The sequence below is a fragment of the Pseudomonas sp. UBA7530 genome, assembly GCF_002479365.1.
In the GTDB taxonomy this organism is placed as follows: Bacteria; Pseudomonadota; Gammaproteobacteria; order Pseudomonadales; family Pseudomonadaceae; genus Aquipseudomonas.
Map to the genome: position 1 here is coordinate 22,855 of NZ_DLMS01000001.1, position 12,402 is coordinate 35,256.

The window sequence follows — 12,402 nt, forward strand, 5'->3', positions numbered from 1 at the left end:
ACCCATGACCCAGGAAATCGGCGGCTTCGCCGCGCTCGGACTTCACCCCAATATTCTCGCCGCTCTGACCGCCGTCGGTTACGAAGAGCCGTCCCCGATCCAGTCGCAGGCCATTCCGGTGATCCTCGCCGGCCACGACATGATCGGTCAGGCGCAGACCGGCACCGGCAAGACAGCCGCCTTCGCCCTGCCGCTGCTGAGCAAGATCGACCCGGCCAAGCGTGAGCCGCAGGTGCTGATCCTGGCGCCGACCCGCGAGCTGGCCCTGCAGGTGGCCACCGCCTTCGAAACCTATTCCAAGCAGATGCCGGGCGTTAATGTCGTCGCGGTCTATGGCGGCGCGCCGATGGGCCCGCAGCTCAAGGCCATCCGTCAGGGCGCGCAGATCATTGTCGCCACTCCGGGCCGCCTGGTCGACCACCTGCGTCGCGACGAGAAGGTGCTGTCCACCATCCAGCACCTGGTACTCGACGAAGCCGACGAAATGCTCAAACTGGGCTTCATGGACGATCTGGAGATCATCTTCGAAGCCATGCCGGAAAGCCGCCAGAGCGTGCTGTTCTCCGCCACTCTGCCGCATTCGATCCGCGCCATTGCCGAGAAGCACCTGCGCGAGCCGCAGCACATCAAGATCGCGGCCAAGACCCAGACCGTCTCGCGCATCGAGCAGGCGCACCTGATGATCCATGCCGATCAGAAGACCAACGCCGTGCTGCGCCTGCTGGAAGTCGAGGATTTCGACGCCCTGATCGCCTTCGTGCGCACCAAGCAGGCTACCTTGGACCTGGCCTCCGCTCTGGAAGCCAAGGGCTTCAAGGCCGCTGCACTGAACGGTGACATCGCCCAGAACCAGCGCGAGCGCGTGATCGAGTCGCTCAAGGATGGTCGCCTGGACATCGTCGTCGCCACCGACGTCGCCGCCCGTGGTATTGATGTGCCGCGTATCACCCACGTGTTCAACGTCGACATGCCGTACGACCCGGAGTCCTACGTACACCGTATCGGTCGTACCGGTCGCGCCGGTCGTGATGGCCGTGCACTGCTGCTGGTCACCCCGCGTGAGCGCCGCATGCTGCAGGTGATCGAGCGTGTGACCGGACAGAAGGTCGGCGAAGTCAAGCTGCCGAATGCCCAGCAGGTGCTCGATGCACGCATCAAAAAACTGACCAGCAGCCTGGCGCCGCTGGTCGCTGATGCCGAAGCCAGCCATGGTGATCTGCTCGACCGCCTGACCGCCGACATCGGTTGCAGCCCGCGCGCACTCGCCGCTGCGCTGCTGAAGAAGGCCACCAATGGTCAGGCGCTGGATCTGGCCAGCGTCGAGCGCGAACAGCCGCTGGTGCCGGGTGTTGGTGGTGCGCCGCGTGAGCGTCGCGAGCGTGATGATCGTGGCGGCGAGCGTGGTGAATACCGCGAGCGTCGTGCGCCGATACCGCTGGCCGAAGGCCGTGTGCGCTGCCGTACTGCACTGGGCACGCGTGATGGCATCGCCGCGAAGAACCTGCTGGGCGCCATCCTCAACGAAGGCGGCCTGGCTCGCGACGCCATCGGCCGCATTCAGATCCGTGAGACCTTCAGCCTGGTCGAGCTGCCGGAAGATGGTCTGGACCGTCTGCTCGGCAAGCTGAAAGACACCCGCGTGGCCGGCAAGGCGTTGAAACTGCGTCGCTACCGCGAGGATTGATCCCGGCAAGGCTGATGCCTTGCAGCTGAATCAAAAAACGCCGCGCCCTGATCAGGGCGCGGCGTTTTCATTTGTGCGGAGAAAACCTGGGCCATGCCACAAGGGCGCCCAGCTCGTTTCAATGAACGGTCAGCCGCTTTCGCTGAGATTCGCCTTGGGTGCCAGGCGGTCGAACACCTCGGGTGTTAGCGCCGCCTCGCCAGCCTCGTCGAGCACTTCGCGCGGGTGCTCGCTGCCGGGGATGCTGCTATCGAGCATGCTCAGCAATTGCGCGCCGCGCGGGGTGAGGATGAAGTTCTCGCCATTGCCGCCTTCTTCCTCCGGGCGCGGTTCGATGAAGCCGTTGTGCAGCAGGCGCGACTCGTAACGAGCGGCCTCGGCACGTAGATGGTCGAGATCGTCAACGTGTTCGCCGGCACTCTCATGCTCTTCGGCAAGGTCTTCGGCGTAGCGCCGCGGGGCAAAGGGTTTGCCGGCGGAGTTCTGTGCCTCGTGCAGCAGGCGTTCGATCAGGTCCCAGTCATGTTTCATGGCGTATCTCCCTAAGCGATGGGCTTATGGAATCCGACTTCACTGACGCGGTACGGTTCGACTCAACTGCCGAGCGGTCCATGCAAAGCAAAACGCCCCGAACCAGTCGGGGCGTTTTCAGGTGCTTCTCCGCGATCAGGCGCGGCGGCGGAACAGCGGTTGTGGCTGGTCTGCCGAAGCCTGGTACACCTCGCTGTAGTCCTCGAAGGCCTTCAACGCATCGTACGGGTCCTTGTCGGCACGCACGGCGAAGGCATCGAAGCCGACGCGGCGCAGGGCGAACAGCTGGTCACGCAGGACATCGCCGATGGCGCGGACTTCGCCTTCGTAGCCGTAGCGGGTACGCAGTAGGTAGGCGCTGGAGGAGTGGCGGCCATCGGTGAAGGCCGGAAACTCCAGGGCGATCACCTGGAAGTGCGCCAGGTCATCGGCGATTTCCTCGACTTCGTCACCGGCTTCCAGCCACACGCCAAGGCCGCCATCGCGGGCCTTGAGGGCGTGGGCATGCTCGCGCCACAGGGCCAGCGGGACGATGATGTCGTCGCAATTGGGGATGACGTCCAGGGTCACGTCCTTGGCCAGCAGGTGCCAGGTTTCATCGACCACCTGGCCGTTCTTAATGATTCGCTGCATAGACGCGCTCCTTGAACGGGTCGATACCGATACGGCGGTAGGTATCGAGGAAGCTTTCTTCTTCGGTGCGTTGTTCGACGTAGACGTTGATGATCTTGTCGATCACGTCCGGCATGTCGTCCTGAGCGAAGGACGGGCCGAGAATTTGCGCCAGGCTGGCTTCGCGACCGGCGCTGCCGCCGAGCGAGACCTGATAGAACTCCTGGCCCTTCTTGTCGACACCTAGGATGCCGATGTGGCCGACGTGGTGGTGACCGCAGGCGTTCATGCAGCCGGAGATGTTCAGGTCGATGTCGCCGATGTCGAACAGGTAGTCGAGATCGTCGAAACGGCGCTGGATGGCTTCGGCCACCGGGATCGACTTGGCGTTGGCCAGCGAGCAGAAGTCGCCGCCCGGGCAGCAGATGATGTCGGTCAGCAGGCCCACGTTCGGCGTGGCGAAGCCTTGTTCGCGCAACTCGTTCCACAGGGTCAGCAACTGACGCTGCTCGACGTCGGCGAGGATGATGTTCTGGTTGTGGCTGTTGCGTACTTCACCGAAGCAGTAGCGGTCGGCCAGATCGGCGATGGCGTCGAGCTGCTTATCGGTGACGTCGCCCGGCGCCACGCCGGTGGGCTTGAGCGATAGGGTCACGGCAACGTAGCCAGGCTTCTTGTGAGCGAAGGTGTTGCGCTGGCGCCAGCGGGCGAAGCCGCGGTGCTCAGCGTCCTGCTGGGCAAGCAGGGCGTCTTCATCGTTCAGGGCCTGGTAGGCCGGGTCGATGAAATGCGCGGCGACGCGGGCGACTTCGGCTTCGGTCAGGGTGCTCGGGCCATCCTTCAGATGCGCCCATTCGGCGTTCACGCGCTCGGCAAACACCTCGGGGGTCAGCGCCTTGACCAGGATCTTGATGCGCGCCTTGTACTTGTTGTCGCGACGGCCATAGCGGTTGTACACACGCAGGATGGCGTCGAGATAGCTGATCAGGTGCTGCCACGGCAGGAATTCATTGATGAAGCTGCCGACGATCGGGGTACGGCCCAGGCCGCCGCCGACGGAAACACGGAAGCCCAGCTCGCCGGCTTCGTTCTGCACCGCTTCCAGGCCGATGTCATGCACTTCGATAGCGGCGCGGTCGCTGACGGCGCCGTTGACGGCGATCTTGAACTTGCGCGGCAGGTGGCTGAACTCGGGGTGGAAGGTCGACCACTGGCGGATGATTTCGCACCAGGGGCGCGGATCGATGATCTCGTCCTTGGCCACACCGGCGAACTGGTCAGTAGTGGTGTTGCGGATGCAGTTGCCGCTGGTCTGGATGGCGTGCATCTGCACGGTGGCCAGCTCGGCGAGAATCTCCGGTATGTCTTCCAGCTCCGGCCAGTTGTACTGGACGTTCTGGCGAGTGCTGATGTGGGCGTAGCCCTTGTCATAGTCGCGGGCGATGCGCGCCAGCACGCGAACCTGGGCGGACGACAGCAGGCCGTAGGGTACGGCGACGCGCAGCATGGGCGCGTAACGCTGGATATACAGGCCGTTTTGCAGGCGCAGCGGGCGGAATTCCTCGCCGCTCAGCTCTCCGGAGAGGTAGCGACGGGTTTGATCGCGGAACTGCTTGACGCGATCCTCGACGATCTTTTGATCGTACTGGTCATATACGTACATGAAGGGTCCTGTTTTCAGGCTACTTACTGCCAATCAGCGCGCACGGCCGCGCACTCCCCTAGGAGCCGGGGCACGATACCAGCTCAGGTTTATGCGTAAAAGTGATGTTTGAATATATAAACCTAGCTTTAAGGAATAAGACTGTCTCAGAGCATAACCAGATGGTTTGAGCGAAGGCCGAGGCTGGTCTTAAATGCAGTGTGCGTCACCCACAATACAAGAAGAGGGGGAGCCATGAGCGAACACACCGATAGGGACAATTCCGACAGCGTCATCGACGCCTGGGCGATCTTCTGCCTGATCCTGCTTGCTGTAGGCACCGCGGTTTTCTGGGTTAGCGGGCAGTAAGCACGAAGGCCGGCGCGCATTGGCGGTCGGCCTTTTTTCATCCGCCGCTGCGCCGATATCCATTGATGACGCCCAAAGGCTAAAGGGTCAGCCGGTCGCCAGGTGCAGGATCAGTTTTACCGCCCCCAGCAGCACGATCACGAACAGGGCGGTGAACAGTACTCCGAGCAGAATGAAATGACCGGGTTTGCCGCGGCTGAAGTCGCGGCTGCGGTTCTTGCCGCTCTGTACCCCGAGCGCTGCCGCCAGCACGCTCTGTAGCATCTCGCGTAGCGTCAGAGGGGCCTGGGGGTCTTTGTCCTGATCAGTCATGGTCGGTCTCTCCTTCGATCCTGCAAGCATAGTCCGCAACCGGCCAGGCGGCACGAGGGGCTAGGCTGGCTTCGGCGAATCAGGCAATCTGCCCGTGCCTGACCAACGACGCCTACCATGCCTGACGACCTTTTTGCCGACGATGCCGCGCAGACCGAGCGCACCCGTGAAACCATCTTGCGTTACCACCTGAGCTGGAAGCATCGTGACCTCGAAGCGGTGATGGCGCTGTATCACCCCGATATCGAATACAACGATTTCTATCAGCAGCGTTGCATGCGTCTGGCCGAGTTGCGCGAGTACGTCGAGGCCAACCTGCCGCGCCGTCCAGGCGAGTTGCTGGAGCACGTTGATCGTATTCGCATCGATGGTCATACCGCCTTCATCCAGTACCGCACCAGCCTGCAGGGCGGGGAAGGGCTGGTGTCGTTTCGCACCGGCGAGGCCATCACCGTGCGTGACGGGCTGATCTGGCGCATCAACGAATACGCCACCCTGGTGCACGAGATTCGTGGCGCTGGCGAAACCGCCACTTCGCGTCCGGCGATCAGCCGCCTGGGGCTGTCGACGCGTCAGCTCGGGCAACTGGCGCAGGATCTTCAGGATTATTTCCAGCGCAGTCAGCCTTTTCTCGACCCGGAGCTGGACCTGCAGCAGGTGGCAGCGGCGACCGGTTACAGCCGCAACCAGATTTCCCATCTGCTCAACCAGGTGCTTGGCGAAAGCTTCTATCGCTACGTCAATCGCGCTCGTCTGCAGTACCTGCTCGAGGGGCTGCAGGTCGGCAGTGATCTGAAGCGCATCGACGAGCTGGCCTTTGCCGCAGGTTTCAATTCCTTGTCGGCGTTCTATAGCTGTTTCAAGCGCCACACCGGGCTGTCGCCGAAAGCCTATCTCAAGGAAATTTCCTCGCGGGCACGCACGCAAGACAGCGCCTGATTGCCACTACTAGCCTTGCGTCATCAACCGATGACGGAGGCGTGGATGAACTGGCGCAACATCAGTCTGTGGATGGATCAGCTCGATGATCCGCTGCAGGCGCGGCCCAGCCTGCAGGAAGATATTCAGGCGGACATAGCTATCATCGGCGCCGGCTATACCGGGTTGTGGACGGCCTATTACCTCAAACGGTATGCCCCGCAACTGCGCGTCGTGATTTTAGAGGCCGAGACGGCCGGTTTCGGCGCTTCCGGGCGTAACGGCGGCTGGCTGATGGGGAACCTGCTCGGTGAGGATCGTTTGCTGGCCGCTCGGCCGTCTGCCGCGCGCAAGGCATCCTTCGATCTGCTGCACGGTATTCCCGACGAAGTAGCCGAGGTGGTGGCCCGCGAAGGCATCGACTGTGACCTGCGTAAGGGCGGCGTGCTGTATTGCGCCGCGCGCTATCCGGAGCAGGAGGTACGCCTGCGCGATTACCTCGAGCACTTGCGCGAGCTAGGCCTCGGTGAAGACGATTACCGCTGGCTGTCGCCCAGCGAGCTGGCTGCGCAACTGCGTGTCGCCAATGCCTTTGGTGCGCTGTACAGCCCGCATTGCGCGACCGTTCAGCCTGCCAAACTGGTCCGGGGTCTGGCACGTAGCGTTGAAGACATGGGCGTCGAGCTCTACGAGCGCAGCCCGGTGATCGACTGGCAGCCAGGCCAGGTGCGCACGGCACAGGCTCGCGTCACGGCTGATTGGGTAGTGCCGGCCATCGAGGGTTATGCGGCCACCTTGTCGCCGCTGGGCAATCACCAGTTGCCGGTGCAGAGCCTGATCGTGGCCACCGAGCCGCTACCGGCGGATGTCTGGGCTGGTATCGGCCTGGAGCGCGGGCAGGCGTTCAGCGAATTCAGCCGCCAAGTGACCTATGGCCAGCGCAGCTTCGATGATCGTCTGATCTTCGGCGCACGCGGCGGTTATCGCTTTGGTGGACGTCTGCGCAGCGATTTCAACCTCACTGAAGAAGAACTGGGCCTGCGCCGCTATTTGATGGGGGAAATCTTCCCGCAACTGCGTTGCGTCCGCTTCAGCCACTCCTGGGGCGGCAATCTGGGCATGGCGCGGCGCTTTCAGCCGCACATGCTGCGTGACTCACGCAACCGCATCGCGTTGTCTGGCGGCTACGGCGGCGAGGGTGTAGGCGCCAGCAACCTTGGCGGACGCACCCTGGCCGATTTGATTCTGGGGCGCGACAGCGAACTGCTACGCCAGCCCTGGGTGCTGAGTGACAGTCCTATTTCCCGTTTGCCTCGCTGGGAGCCCGAACCCTGCCGCTGGCTCGGTTACAACGCAATCATCCGCAGTTTCGTTCACGAGGACGAAGTACTCGCCAACCCGCGCAGCCCAGCCTGGCGACGCCGTCTGGCGCAGGCGGTGGCTGCGCGTATGGAAAGCCTGATGGGCTGAGCGAATGCCAGCCGTTCCTTTATCTGGAGTCCCCATGAACATTACCCATTTTCGTGACACCCCCAACGTCGTCCTGGATACGTCCAATCCTGTCGCCGTCCCGCTGGGCGAGCCGGTGGCGGTCGCCTCGACCACCAGTGTCGAGCGCAGTGACGGTGTTGAGACCGGTGTCTGGGAATGCACCCCAGGGCGTTGGCGCCGGCAGATCGTGCAGCAGGAGTTCTGTCACTTCGTGGCTGGGCGCTGCACCTTCACGCCTGACGGTGGCGAGCCTATCGAGATCCGCGCCGGCGACGCGCTGATGATGCCGGCCAACACCGTCGGCATCTGGGACATACAAGAAACGGTGCGTAAGACCTATGTGCTGATTTTCTGATCAGCACCTTTTCAGTGACTGCCTAGAACAACAAGACCATCGACGAGGTATTCCATGCTGAAGAAACTCCTGCCGTGCCTGATCCTGGCCGGCACCGCCCAAGCCGCCGACAGCGTGCGCATCTACAACTGGACCGACTACATCGCCCCGGACACCCTCAAACAGTTCGAAAGGAACAGCGGCCTTGGCACTCATTACGACGTCTATGACAGCAACGAGACGTTGGACGCCAAACTCATGGCCGGGCGTTCCGGCTACGACGTGGTCTTCCCCTCCAACCACTTCATGGCCCGGCAGATCCAGGGCGGTGCGCTGAAGAAGCTCGACCGCAGCAAGCTGCCGAACTGGAACAACCTCAACCCGGTGCTGATGAAAACGCTGGAGGTGAACGATCCGGGCAACGAGCACGGCTTTCCTTACCTGTGGGGCAGCACTGGTATCGGTTATAACGTCGACAAGGTGCGTGCGGTGTTGGGCGATGACGTAAAGATGGACAGCTGGGACGTACTGTTCGACCCGGTCACGTTGGCCAAGCTCAACCAGTGCGGCGTGGCGATCCTCGACAACGGCCCGGAAATGTTGCCGATTGCCCTGCATCATCTGGGGCTGCCGCATCACAGCAAGAACCCTGAGGACTACAAGCGTGCCGAAGCGCTGCTGATGGAAATGCGCAAGAACGTACGCTACTTCCACTCTTCCAAATACGTTGGCGACCTGGCCAATGGCGAGATCTGCATGGCGGTCGGCTTCTCCGGCGACATCATGCAGGCTGGCGCGCGTGCTACCGAGGCAGGCAATGGTGTGAAGATTCAGTACGAGATCCCGAAAGAGGGCGCGCCGATCTGGTTCGACATGGTAGCCATGCCGGCCGATGCCGGTCACGAGGAGGGGGCCTACGCCTTTATGAACTACCTGTTGCAGCCAGAGGTGATGGCGGGCATCAGCAACCATGTGAACTACGCCAACGGCAACCTCAAGGCCGACAGCCTGGTCGATCCCGCCCTCAAGGCTGACCCGACCGTCTATCCACCTGACGCGGTGATGGACAAGCTGTACACGCTGGAGGCCATGCCGCTGAAGATCGACCGGGTGCGCACGCGTATCTGGAGCAAGGTCAAGAGCGGTGTCTGATCGCTACGATTAAAAAGCCCCGGCATGCCGTAATGCCGTTCACTTAAGGTTGCATGCGTTTGGCTCCCCTCTCCCATTTATGGGAGAGGGGCTGGGGGAGAGGGCTGAAAACACCGCAAAACTAACAGTTCTCCCCTCTCCCTAACCCTCTCCCCAAAGGGGCGAGGGGACTAATCGTGTCCGACCATTTCTTATGTGAACAGCTTTACCGGCATGCCGGGGCTTTTTCTTGTGCGTGGATCTGCGGCGCTTGGCTCAGACCTTGAAACGCCCCAGCAGGCGATCCTGCTGGCCGACCTGTTCCACCATCGAGCTGCACTGGTGCACCTGCTGTTCGGCGCCACCGGCCAGTTCGTGGCTGATGTCGCGAATGTTGGTGGTGTTGCGGTTGATTTCCTCGGTGGTGGCGCTCTGTTCTTCGGCGGCGGTGGCGATCTGCAGGTTCATGTCGTTGATGCGGGTGATGGCCTCACGAATACGGCCGAGCATGTCGTTCGCCGCGCCGGCCTCTTCGGCGGTCTTGCTGGCCGTGTCGCGGCTCTGTTGCATGCGGTTCTCGGCCTGACGCACGCCGCCTTGCAACTGGTCGATCATCTGGCGGATTTCCTGCGTGGCCTGCTGCGTGCGCGAGGCCAGCGAGCGGACCTCATCTGCGACCACGGCGAAGCCGCGGCCGGATTCGCCAGCGCGCGCGGCCTCGATGGCGGCGTTCAGCGCCAGCAGGTTGGTCTGCTCGGCAATGCTGGTGATCACCTGCAGGATCGATTCGATGTTGTGGCTGAGCTTGGCCAGTTCGTTGATCGCATGGCTGGTCTGGTCCATCTCGTCGGCCAGGTGACGAATCGCCGTGCTCGATTGCGACACCACGCGCACGCCGTTCTCGGTTTCCTCGTTGGCGGCTACGGCGGCCTGCGCCGCCGCCTGGGCGTTGCGCGCCACTTCCTCGGCAGTGGAGGCCATTTCCTGCATGGCCGTGGCCAACTGGTCGAGTTCCTGCAATTGCTCCTGCAAGCGGCGCGCGGCCTGTTCCGACTCGTTGGAAGTCAAAGCGGTGCTTTCGCGGACCTGATGCGAGCTGCTCATCACGTCGCCAATCAGGCTCTGCAGCGTTTGCAGGAAGCGGTTGAACTCCTGTGATAACTCGCCCACCTCATCGTTGCTGGTGATCGCCAGGCGGCGCGTCAGGTCGCCTTCACCGCTGTTGATCTCGCGCAGCGAGGTGCTGAGCAGGCCCAGTGGTTTGAGCAGGCTGTTCATCAGCAGGCCCAGCACCAACAGGCTGATGGCCACGCCAACGACAGTGCCGATCACCGCCAGCCAGGTCAGGCGATCGGCCTCGGCCATGACGATGTTCTCATCCAGCACGACGCCGATGTACCAGTCCATGCCGCGCAGATTGGGTAGCGGCGTGAAGGAAACCAGCAGGCTCTTGTCGCCGGCTTCGACCTCCCGCAGCTCCTTGCCCAGCGCCGGGCTCTGGCCATCGAAGAGTTCGCTGTAGGATTTGCCGTTGTACTCGGCATTGGGGTGGGAAATGATGTTGCCCGAACGGCTGAGCAGGAAGGCGTAACCGGCGTCGTTGAAATCCAGGGTGTTGACTGCATCGGCCACCGACTGCAGGCGGATGTCGCCACCGAAGGCACCAAGGAATTGGCCGGCATCGCTGATCCGTGCCACGGCGGAGATGAGGATTTCATTGGTGGTGGAGTCGACGTAGGGTTCGGTCAGCACGGCCTGGCTGCCGCTCTTGGCCGTGCCGTACCAGGGCCGTTGGCGCCCGTCCCAGTCGGCGTTCGGCTTCCAGTCGTCGCTGTTCTTGATCGGTTTGCCATCCGCTTCAAGTGCGCCGAAGACCAGGATGAATTCGTCCTTGAGCAGCGGCGCGTCGATCACGCGCTGGGTTTGCTCCGGGCTGTAGTCGCTGTCGATGCTTTGCGCCATCAGGTCGATCAGGCGTAGCTTGGCGTTGAGCCAGTTCTCGATCTGCCCGGCCAGGGCACTGCTCGACTCGGCAATGCTTTCCTCAGCCTGGCTACGCAGGGTGTCTCGTACCTGGCTGACCTGGGAAAGCGATAACAAGCTGGTGGTAAGGAAAAGCACGGTCGCGGCTGCGATACCGACCTTGTGGGCGATTTTCATGGGTGGCTCCTGGATGCGATAACGGCGGGTCTGCATCCATGCAAGGCGGTTCTTTACAAACCTAGTACAGTGCTGGCTTTTTGCCTGCTGGACGTGCGGTCTCTCTGTACGTTTCTTATCGGTTGGCAGCCGCCATTCTTGAGCCTCAGCCGCGATTTCGATGCAATCGGCTGGTATTGATCACGTCCACCGCACGGGCGCGCAGTTGCCCGCAACCACCGTCGACATCCTGGCCGGCCGAGTTGCGCACCTTGGTCAGCACGCCGCGGCTGTGCAGGTAGCGCACCATTTCGACGATGCGCTCGCCGTCCGGGCGCTGGTATTCGTCGGCTTCCAGGCTGTTGTAGGGGATCAGGTTGAGCACGGCGAACTTGCCCCTGAACAGGCGCAGGATGTTGTCCATTTCCTGCTGGCTGTCGTTGATGCCCTTGAGCAGCGTCCACTGATACTGAATCGGGTAATCGATGCTGCGGGCATAGGCTTCGCCCAGTTCCATCAGCTGCTCGGGATCGATGCGCGGCGCTCTGGGCAGCAGGCGTTGACGCAGCTCGGCGTCGGTGGTGTGCAGCGACAGAGCCAGGGCAGGGCGCACGCGCTGCTTGGGCAGGCGCTCGAAGACACGGGGATCGCCAACCGTGGAAAACACCAGGTTACGATGGCCGATGCCGCCCTCGGTGCCGAGCAGGTCGATGGCCTCGAGCACGTTGTCGAGGTTGTGGGCGGGCTCGCCCATGCCCATGAACACCACTTTCTTCACTGCGCGACGGCGACGGCCCAACACCACCTGAGCGACCATCTCGGCACTACTGAGCTGGCGCAGCAGACCGCTCTTGCCGGTCATGCAGAAGGTGCAGCCGACGGCGCAACCGACCTGGCTGGAGATGCACAGGCCGTCGCGCGGCAGCAGAACGCTTTCGACCATCTGCCGGTCGGCCAGCTCTACCAGCAGGCGCGATGAGCCGTCAGCGCCCGGGTGTTCGGTGCTGACCCGGGCCAGTGCTTCGAGGCTGGCGGCGATGGCGGGCAGCCCCTCACGCACCGTCAGCGGCAGGAAATTCTCGGTCTTCTGGTGCTTGGTGCCGGTATCCAGCGCCTTGCCCTGCAGCCAGGCACGGGTGATGCGCCCGATATGCTGGGGTTTGGCGCCGAGGTCGGCGAGGCGTTGGTTGAGTTCGGAGAGTTGCATGGGGCGCGCATGCTACCACCGCGACGCGCCCA

At 62.7% G+C, this 12,402-nt stretch carries 11 protein-coding genes and 1 pseudogene; 5 read left to right on the forward strand and 7 right to left on the reverse strand.

Annotated elements, in window-relative coordinates; translation table 11 throughout:
- Nucleotides 1-4: 4 nt before the first annotated feature.
- Entirely contained in the window at nt 5-1,684 is a 1,680-nt protein-coding gene (locus B2U07_RS00165) for a DEAD/DEAH box helicase (RefSeq protein ID WP_275545164.1), read from the forward strand.
- A 129-nt stretch (nt 1,685-1,813) separates the two neighbouring features.
- Here B2U07_RS00165 and B2U07_RS00170 read toward each other — a convergent pair whose 3' ends face one another.
- The 4 genes from B2U07_RS00170 to B2U07_RS00185 all read right to left on the reverse strand — a co-directional run bounded on the left by B2U07_RS00170 (nt 1,814) and on the right by B2U07_RS00185 (nt 5,150).
- Nucleotides 1,814-2,215, reverse strand: a complete 402-nt coding sequence (locus B2U07_RS00170) for a transcriptional regulator (protein ID WP_275545163.1) — start codon at nt 2,213-2,215, stop codon at nt 1,814-1,816.
- Between the two features lie 135 nt (nt 2,216-2,350).
- Nucleotides 2,351-2,848 (reverse strand): DUF934 domain-containing protein, encoded by a 498-nt coding sequence (locus B2U07_RS00175; protein ID WP_275545162.1) that lies wholly within the window; start codon nt 2,846-2,848, stop codon nt 2,351-2,353.
- Nucleotides 2,832-4,490 (reverse strand): nitrite/sulfite reductase, encoded by a 1,659-nt coding sequence (locus B2U07_RS00180; RefSeq protein ID WP_275545161.1) that lies wholly within the window; start codon nt 4,488-4,490, stop codon nt 2,832-2,834. Before B2U07_RS00180 ends, B2U07_RS00175 begins: the two co-directional genes overlap by 17 nt.
- A 435-nt stretch (nt 4,491-4,925) precedes the next feature.
- The gene (locus tag B2U07_RS00185) at nt 4,926-5,150 is read right to left on the reverse strand and encodes a DUF2970 domain-containing protein (protein WP_275545160.1); all 225 of its coding nucleotides are present in this window, start codon (nt 5,148-5,150) and stop codon (nt 4,926-4,928) included.
- Nucleotides 5,151-5,267: 117 nt separating this feature from the next.
- On the opposite strand from B2U07_RS00185, the gene B2U07_RS00190 reads away from it, so the two are divergent.
- From B2U07_RS00190 to B2U07_RS00205, 4 genes are read left to right on the forward strand one after another with little or no spacing between them, the layout of a single operon-like run.
- On the forward strand, nt 5,268-6,089 hold the full coding sequence (locus tag B2U07_RS00190; protein ID WP_275545159.1) for a nuclear transport factor 2 family protein: 822 nt from the start codon (nt 5,268-5,270) through the stop codon (nt 6,087-6,089).
- Nucleotides 6,090-6,134: 45 nt separating this feature from the next.
- Nucleotides 6,135-7,538 carry an NAD(P)/FAD-dependent oxidoreductase gene (locus tag B2U07_RS00195; RefSeq protein ID WP_275545158.1) on the forward strand — a complete coding sequence of 468 codons (1,404 nt, stop codon included), beginning with the start codon at nt 6,135-6,137 and terminating at the stop codon, nt 7,536-7,538.
- Between the two features lie 34 nt (nt 7,539-7,572).
- A complete protein-coding gene (locus tag B2U07_RS00200) occupies nt 7,573-7,914 on the forward strand; it encodes a cupin domain-containing protein (protein ID WP_275545157.1) in 342 nt (113 codons plus the stop codon).
- A gap of 54 nt (nt 7,915-7,968) precedes the next feature.
- On the forward strand, nt 7,969-9,045 hold the full coding sequence (locus B2U07_RS00205) for a polyamine ABC transporter substrate-binding protein (RefSeq protein WP_275545156.1): 1,077 nt from the start codon (nt 7,969-7,971) through the stop codon (nt 9,043-9,045).
- Between the two features lie 255 nt (nt 9,046-9,300).
- On the opposite strand, the gene B2U07_RS22975 is transcribed toward B2U07_RS00205, so the two are convergent.
- The 3 genes and pseudogenes from B2U07_RS22975 to B2U07_RS00215 all read right to left on the reverse strand — a co-directional run bounded on the left by B2U07_RS22975 (nt 9,301) and on the right by B2U07_RS00215 (nt 12,370).
- Nucleotides 9,301-10,128, reverse strand: a complete 828-nt coding sequence (locus tag B2U07_RS22975; protein WP_419096311.1) for a methyl-accepting chemotaxis protein — start codon at nt 10,126-10,128, stop codon at nt 9,301-9,303.
- Between the two features lie 30 nt (nt 10,129-10,158).
- Nucleotides 10,159-11,220 (reverse strand): annotated as a pseudogene (locus B2U07_RS22980) (HAMP domain-containing protein); the annotation flags it as partial.
- Between the two features lie 109 nt (nt 11,221-11,329).
- On the reverse strand, nt 11,330-12,370 hold the full coding sequence (locus tag B2U07_RS00215) for an RNA methyltransferase (protein WP_275545154.1): 1,041 nt from the start codon (nt 12,368-12,370) through the stop codon (nt 11,330-11,332).
- Nucleotides 12,371-12,402: the final 32 nt, after the last annotated feature.

Coding starts and splice junctions, on each gene's coding strand:
- B2U07_RS00215 (WP_275545154.1), bottom strand. CDS start 12,370: ATGCAACTCTCCGAACTCAACCAACGCCTCGCCGACCTCGGCGCCAAA.
- B2U07_RS00170 (WP_275545163.1), bottom strand. CDS start 2,215: ATGAAACATGACTGGGACCTGATCGAACGCCTGCTGCACGAGGCACAG.
- B2U07_RS00185 (WP_275545160.1), bottom strand. CDS start 5,150: ATGACTGATCAGGACAAAGACCCCCAGGCCCCTCTGACGCTACGCGAG.
- B2U07_RS00205 (WP_275545156.1), top strand. CDS start 7,969: ATGCTGAAGAAACTCCTGCCGTGCCTGATCCTGGCCGGCACCGCCCAA.
- B2U07_RS00200 (WP_275545157.1), top strand. CDS start 7,573: ATGAACATTACCCATTTTCGTGACACCCCCAACGTCGTCCTGGATACG.
- B2U07_RS00190 (WP_275545159.1), top strand. CDS start 5,268: ATGCCTGACGACCTTTTTGCCGACGATGCCGCGCAGACCGAGCGCACC.
- B2U07_RS00175 (WP_275545162.1), bottom strand. CDS start 2,848: ATGCAGCGAATCATTAAGAACGGCCAGGTGGTCGATGAAACCTGGCAC.
- B2U07_RS00195 (WP_275545158.1), top strand. CDS start 6,135: ATGAACTGGCGCAACATCAGTCTGTGGATGGATCAGCTCGATGATCCG.
- B2U07_RS22975 (WP_419096311.1), bottom strand. CDS start 10,128: ATGAGCAGCTCGCATCAGGTCCGCGAAAGCACCGCTTTGACTTCCAAC.
- B2U07_RS00165 (WP_275545164.1), top strand. CDS start 5: ATGACCCAGGAAATCGGCGGCTTCGCCGCGCTCGGACTTCACCCCAAT.
- B2U07_RS00180 (WP_275545161.1), bottom strand. CDS start 4,490: ATGTACGTATATGACCAGTACGATCAAAAGATCGTCGAGGATCGCGTC.